This window comes from Candidatus Stygibacter australis (assembly GCA_030765845.1).
Lineage (GTDB): Bacteria > Cloacimonadota > Cloacimonadia > Cloacimonadales > TCS61 > Stygibacter > Stygibacter australis.
The window spans coordinates 1-6,822 of record JAVCDJ010000068.1; the positions used below are offsets into that span (position 1 = coordinate 1).

At 35.5% G+C, this 6,822-nt stretch carries 4 protein-coding genes; 3 read left to right on the plus strand and 1 reads right to left on the minus strand.

The genetic code is table 11. The features are described from left to right. Positions 1-682, plus strand: a 682-nt coding sequence (locus tag RAO94_04230) for a hypothetical protein (protein MDP8321542.1), incomplete at its 5' end; no start/stop codon positions are given. A 124-nt stretch (positions 683-806) separates the two neighbouring features. On the opposite strand, the gene RAO94_04235 is transcribed toward RAO94_04230, so the two are convergent. Continuing rightward, complete coding sequence (locus RAO94_04235) at positions 807-2,033, minus strand: IS110 family transposase (GenBank protein ID MDP8321543.1); 1,227 nt, start codon at positions 2,031-2,033, stop codon at positions 807-809. A gap of 729 nt (positions 2,034-2,762) precedes the next feature. Between RAO94_04235 and RAO94_04240 the strand changes: the two genes are divergently transcribed. Together RAO94_04240 and RAO94_04245 are read left to right on the plus strand one after the other, a co-directional pair. Further along, positions 2,763-6,260, plus strand: a complete 3,498-nt coding sequence (locus RAO94_04240) for a COR domain-containing protein (GenBank protein ID MDP8321544.1) — start codon at positions 2,763-2,765, stop codon at positions 6,258-6,260. A gap of 270 nt (positions 6,261-6,530) precedes the next feature. After that, positions 6,531-6,822 (plus strand): metal-dependent transcriptional regulator (locus RAO94_04245; GenBank protein ID MDP8321545.1); only part of this gene is annotated, 292 nt, incomplete at its 3' end.

Sequence of the window (6,822 nt, forward strand, 5' to 3'; positions counted from 1 at the left end):
TACGCATTTGAATCTTAAACTGGCACCACGGAGTAAATTCAGCCAGCAATTTGCAGGCGGGGAATATATCATTAATTGCTATAACGGCAGCAGGTTATATAGTCAGCGTCAGGTAGTGGTAATTGATGATGTTGAGGATTTGGAAACGGTTTATAGTGCCTGGTGGGATGAGCATCTTCAGGAGGTTTTGCTGTCTCCTGATCCGCGTTTTCGGGCTTTACGGATTTATCGCCGGGGAGTGGAACCGCATGTATTTTTCCAATATTTAGTGGGTAAAACGGAGTCTGGGGTATTGTACCGGAGCCATTTTCGGAAGTGGTTTATGTATATTCGGAGCAGTTTTGAGCATGAGCACACGGAGCAGGGGGATTATTATTATAAGGTGCAAAAGCGGGTACACGGGTGCTGGAGTGCGGCTTCAACTGACTTTAGAAAGGTGTGGGAAAAGTATCATATCCGGTGGTTTGATGCGAATTACCGGAAACGGTGGAAGATAGTGAGGCAGCATAATTTGTGGAGTAAACTTGTGTTCCGGGCAGGAGGGATATTGGGGTTTGATCTGGAAGAGCTCTCGCCCACTAACTGGCTGCCGGGAGTGGAAACGCTGGGTGATCTGCTGGAAGTGTGCGGAATAGGGTTTTATGGATTGAGTGAAGGGGAATGTGGTGTAAGAATTTTTTAGCCACCATCCTTCGCACAAGTCAACTATATTATCAGCCCTCCACAAATTTCGGTGTAATAACACCTCAAAATGTGTAGGGCGATTCACATATCGTGTTAACTTTAAACATAATTAACTAACTTTTTTAACATAACCGTTCCAGGGATAACTTTTCCTCATAATTTGGATCATAAAACTCCCCTTTTTTTAGTAATGAATATATCAGTTTTAATAGTTTATTTGCAATTGCAATAATAGTCTTTTTATACTCTTTTCCCTCATCCCGCTTTTTCTGATAATAAATACCATATCTCTCACTGTGCTTGAAAACAGAAGCTGCCATTAAAAACAGCGTACTTCGTAAATATTTATTTCCTCTTTTTGAGATTTTACCCTTTTTATTAACTGAACTTCCGCTTTGAGAAATGCTAGGATCAATACCAGCGTAAGCACTCAATTTCTTCCAATCTGAAAACAAACTTAGATCTTTGGTCTCAATTAAAAAACTTAATGCTGTAGAATTACCTATTCCTTCAATCGAGGTTATTATCTCAATTTCATTGTCATATTTACCCGCTGTCTGCTTTTCTAATTCTGCCTCTACTTTTTTAATGCGTGACATCTTCTCAAGAATCTCATCAATAAGCTCTGTAATAATAAACTGGGAAGTCTCAGTTGCGATCCCAATGGATGTCTTAGCCATTTCTTTGAGTTGGGCTGCAGTGATAGATAGCCTGGTAGCTTTGCACTTTTTCAGCATCTTTTCTATGGTTAAAATCCTCATTTTACTTAGCTTAACAGGAAGACAACATACACGTAACAAATACAGGATAGTTTTGCGGTAAATGAAATCCTTTTTAAGACTTACTAACTCTGGAAATATTGAGACCATCATCTCTTTGAAAGTTGTTTTCTGAGAACTCAAGGCTCTTACTAAACTTTGTCTATACCTTGATAGTTCTTTAAATGCATCATGTTCTGGATTATAAAGATGCAGCGAGTTATGATTATCAACAGCATATTCAGCAATCAACTTTGCGTCTTTTTTATCTGTTTTTGTCTTACGCAGGTCCTTTGATTCATTGTATTTTTTGATCAGTAATGGCTGCAATACACATACATCGAATCCATTATCAACTAAATAATTACTGACTCTGCGATGGTACTTACCAGTAGATTCCATTACAAAAATGGTGTTTTGATTGACATCCGCCTCTGCGATTCTTTTAATGTTTTTTAAAGAGTCAATGGTCATTGGAAGTTTGCTGTGGCAGATAATTTGCTTACTTTGATTAAGCAAGCAATAATCAAAACTGTCTTTTGAAATATCAATGCCACAGAAAGCAGTGTATGAAAGTGTCTTTTCATTCATTGTTTTCTCCTATTATTTATTTTGGGGGAAAGCAAGTCTGCTTTTATCCTACCTTCCGGTTAACGAAGACTCGAGGTCTAATCAACCAATACGGATTGTAAGCAGGCGACAGACTTGTGCAGAGACTCGAGGTCTAGGCTTCGTTAGTCGTCCTGCTTACTTTCCCCTTAAAACCAATCTGTTTTTCTTAGATTTCAAGCAAAGACAAATCTAATATGGTTCATGTAGAAGGCTACGGCACGGCAGGCGGATTACACTGATGAGCACCGATAATGTAATCAGCCATAGGCTGACAAGATGTAAGAGTTTGAACCACTGAAGGCACTGAAAAACACTGAAGAAGAGATTTTTTTGAGCTTAATCACGAGTTTTTTTATTCTTCTACACTTTTTCGTGCATATTCGCGATTTTCGTTGATAATATTTTTTTTTAAGTCTATCAGTCCTGAAGTCTTTAAGTCGTGCTGTCTTTAAGTCGAGTAGTCACTTCGTCACTTCGTCACTTCGTCACTCCGTCACTCCTTCGCTCTTTCGCTCCTTCGCTCCTTCGCTCCGTAGGGTGCTGTAATATTATTTCCTTAAATGGATAATAACTAAATGAATAACCGAACAGATATATGATTATTATTGACAAAAAGATACATATTATTTCACTTTAACATATAATGAAAGACGGAATTGGATAATAATTAAGCCAGAAGATATGATATTACTGAAAGGGAGTATGAAAATGACAGATATTGAAATTATCAACAAAATCAGTGATGTGATTGGTTTTGAAATTATAGAAGGTGATGAAGAAAGAGGATACCAGTTAAATGAAAACGGAGATATTACCAGGATATCGTTGATAAATACAGGATTAAATGACCTGAATAAGACAATTAACTATCTGAAACAATTAAAATCTCTATCTGCATTGGACTTAAGTGAAAATGATATTATTGATATAAGATATTTAAAGAAACTTAGAAACTTGACCAGTTTGAGTTTGTTTGATAATGATGTCAGAGATATTAGAGTTTTAGAGCTTCTTACTAATTTAAATGAATTGAATCTTGGTTTTGGTCTCAAAAAATATATATCAAAAACTCGTAATTCAGACGACCAGACATCATCAGATAGTCAATGGGATAGTATTCGTGACATTTCACCATTAAGGGGACTGGTTAAACTCAAGTCATTAGGCTTGTATAATAATCAGATCAGCGATCTTTCACCCTTACAGGGACTGGTTAACTTGAGTTCATTAAACCTGAGTTATAATGAAATCATCGATCTATCACCCATACAGGGACTGGTTAAGCTCAATTCATTAGAGCTGGATGGTAACAAAGTCAATGATCTATCACCCTTACAGGGACTGATTAATCTCAATTTATTTGCCCTGAGTTATAATCAAGTAAGCGATCTATCACCGTTACAGGGATTGATTAATCTCAATTCATTAGACCTGAATTATAATCAAGTCAGCGATCTTACTCCTATACAGGGGCTGGTAAATCTGAAATCATTAGACCTGAGTCATAATCAAGTCAGCGATCTATCACCCTTACAGGGAATGGTTAATCTCAATTCATTAGACCTGTTTAATAATCGAGTCAACGATCTTACTCCCTTACAGGGGTTGGTTAATCTCAATTCATTCAACTTGATGAGTAATGAACTCAGCAATCTTACTCACTTACAGGAACTGGTTAACTTGAAATCATTAAACCTGACGAATAATCAAGTCAGCGATCTATTACCCTTGCAGGGACTGGTTAACTTGAATTCATTAAATCTGAGGTATAACAAAGTCAGCGATCTATCACCCTTACAGGAACTGGTTAACCTGAATTATTTAAACCTGGAAGATAATCAAGTCAACGATCTTACTCCCTTACAGGATTTGGTTAACCTTGATTCATTGAATCTAAATGATAACAAAATTAGCGATCTTTCACCCTTACAGGGATTGGTTAAACTAAAGTCATTGATGCTGAGTGTTAACAAAGTCAGCGATCTTTCACCCTTACATAAACTGGTTAAACTGAATTTTTTAGACCTAAGTTATAATAAAATTAAGAAAATTGAGAAATGGTTAACAGACTATAATATGGAGATTACTTACAAAGATAATTATCATCAAGAGGCAATAAACTTATATAGTAATCCGATCGAAAATGTGCCTCTTGATATTATCAAAGGAGGTAAGCAGTCGATAATAGATTATTTCAAAAGATTAAAAGTAGAAGGAGCAACAGAATATTTATATGAGTCAAAACTGCTGATCATAGGAGAAGGCGGGGTTGGTAAAACATCATTTGCAGTAAAATTACAGAATGCAGATGCTAAGCTTCCAGAGGAAGAAGATACTACTTTGGGTATTGATGTAGGGAAATGGGAGTTTGAATTTGAAGACAAAGTTCATGGTAATGTGAAAAGAACCTTTTATGTTAATCTATGGGATTTTGGGGGGCAGAAGATTTATCGAGGTACTCACCAGATATTTTTCAGTAATAAGACGTTTTATGTACTTATAGATGATACCAGAGAAAACAAAACTGATTTCACTTACTGGTTGAATAGTGCTGAGCAGTTTGCTGGCGAGAGCAGTTTTTTATTAATCATATTCAATATTAAAGAGGAACATGCTCCGGTGTTTGATGAAGCAGGTTATAAAAGCCGATTTAGTAAATTAATAAAGGATGTTATTGCAGTTGATCTGAGAAATGACCGGAATGCTGTAATTAAAATGCAGAAGAAAGTAAAAGACCTTTTGCAGGAATTACCGGGTATAGGCGATCCCTTGCCACCTTCCTGGATAAACATAAGAAAAGACCTTTTAGATGTGAAAGAGAAATATATTTCTTTTGATAAATTCAAAGAGATATGCCAAAAATATAAGATAACAGGTGAAAGTGAAATAGAGACTCTGAGTGCATATTTAAACAGGATTGGAGTATTTACTCATTTTATTGAAGATGATTTACTATGCGAAAGGATTTTTCTTGATTCTAACTGGTTAGTGAAAAAAATATATGAAGTACTTGATCATAAACTGATAATAAAGAGGAAGGGGGAAATCTGGGATGGGGATATAAAAACAATCTGGAAAGATGAGTCGGTTATAGAAAAGAAGAAGTTAACTCAATTGATGCACAAATTCGGATTAATGTATCAGGTTCCAAGAAGTAATAAATATATTGTTCCTGCATATTTATCTGAGGCAATGCCGTATAAGGAATGGGAACATAGTAATAAAGCAGGAATTCTGGTTTTTATTTATGAATTTGATAAATACATGCCCGACGGATTATTTCCCAAGATAATTGTTGCTTTGCATAAATATATAAAGAATCAGGAATATGTCTGGCGGCGGGGTGTTAATATTGAATATGATAGAACTTATGCTGAAATAATTGTGCCTTATGAAGCTGTGAATAGATACAAGATCAGAATATGGGGATTGAATAAGGAAGGATTACTGGCAATTATTCGGGAGAAGATAAAAGAAGAACTGGAACCATACCAGAAACTTAATTATAAAGAATTGATCCCCTGTATCTGTAAACAATGCCGTGAGTCCGGTGATCCGTATTATTTCAATTTTTCAGCTCTTCGAAGAAGACAGGAAAAAGGAAGACAGACCGTAGAATGTGAAAATAGTTTTGATCCTGTGAGGGTCGATGAGCTATTGAAGATCATAGTTCCTATTCAAGATATTATCCCTGAAAATACGAAGGAGAAAAGAGAAATAAAAATATTCCTGGCATCTTCAAATGAACTTGAGGAGGATAGAATAGCAATTAAAGAACTTACCGATCTAATAAATTCAGATATTAGTTCACAGGGAATTGTACTTAAAATGATTATGTGGGAAGAAAAATTAAAAAGTTTCTATAAAGATAATTATCAGAAATATCTTAATAAAATGATACATGAGTGTGATATTTTCATATCCCTGTTTTTTACTAAAGTAGGTGAGCATACGAAAGAAGAATTTGATTTAGCCTTCAGTGAATTTCAAAAAGGGGAAAACCTCAAATACCTATATGTTTATTTCAAAATTGGTGATGTATCAACGGATAAAGTAGATAGAGGGATGGTTGAAGTTAATGATTTTAAGAAATACTTGTATGAAATAAAGCAGATTCATACTGATTATAATACAAAAGAGAAATTATTGAGAGAAGTTGGTGATCAAATTGAGATGTTAGTATCAGAAATAACAGAAAGAGAGTAAAATCTTAAAAATATATAATAATGCAGACAGACTAGGGAGATTTTTTGTAAAGAACACAACTATAGCAGAACGAGCTCGGATAAGAAAGGGATTTCTTTACTATGTTCACTTTGTTCACTGCATTAACAGGAATAGTGAGATGGGATGGTTTAGTTAAGAAGATTTCGATTGTCCTGTGTCCGACGTGTGAGTAAGCTCATTCAGAGAAAAAACTTTGACAAAAGATAGAAGGGGCAAATAATTGTTACATAAGAATATAAAGGGTTATCTATGAATAAGAAGCTTACACACAGCATAGAGGATTACCTAGAAACAATTTATTTGCTTTCTCAGGTAGATGGCACTATCCGAATAACAGATATTGCTGCCAGGATGGAGGTTCGCAAGTCATCAATAGTTTCAGCCGTAAAGAAACTGGAGCAATGCGGATTTGTTCAGCATGAGCCTTATGGCAGTATTCTACTCACAGATGAAGGTAAGTTGCGGGGAAGTGAGGTATATCAGAAGCATCTTGTCCTTAAATCATTCTTTATTGATATATTAGGGCTTCCTGAAGAAATAG

Coding starts and splice junctions, on each gene's coding strand:
- RAO94_04235 (MDP8321543.1), bottom strand. CDS start 2,033: ATGAATGAAAAGACACTTTCATACACTGCTTTCTGTGGCATTGATATT.
- RAO94_04240 (MDP8321544.1), top strand. CDS start 2,763: ATGACAGATATTGAAATTATCAACAAAATCAGTGATGTGATTGGTTTT.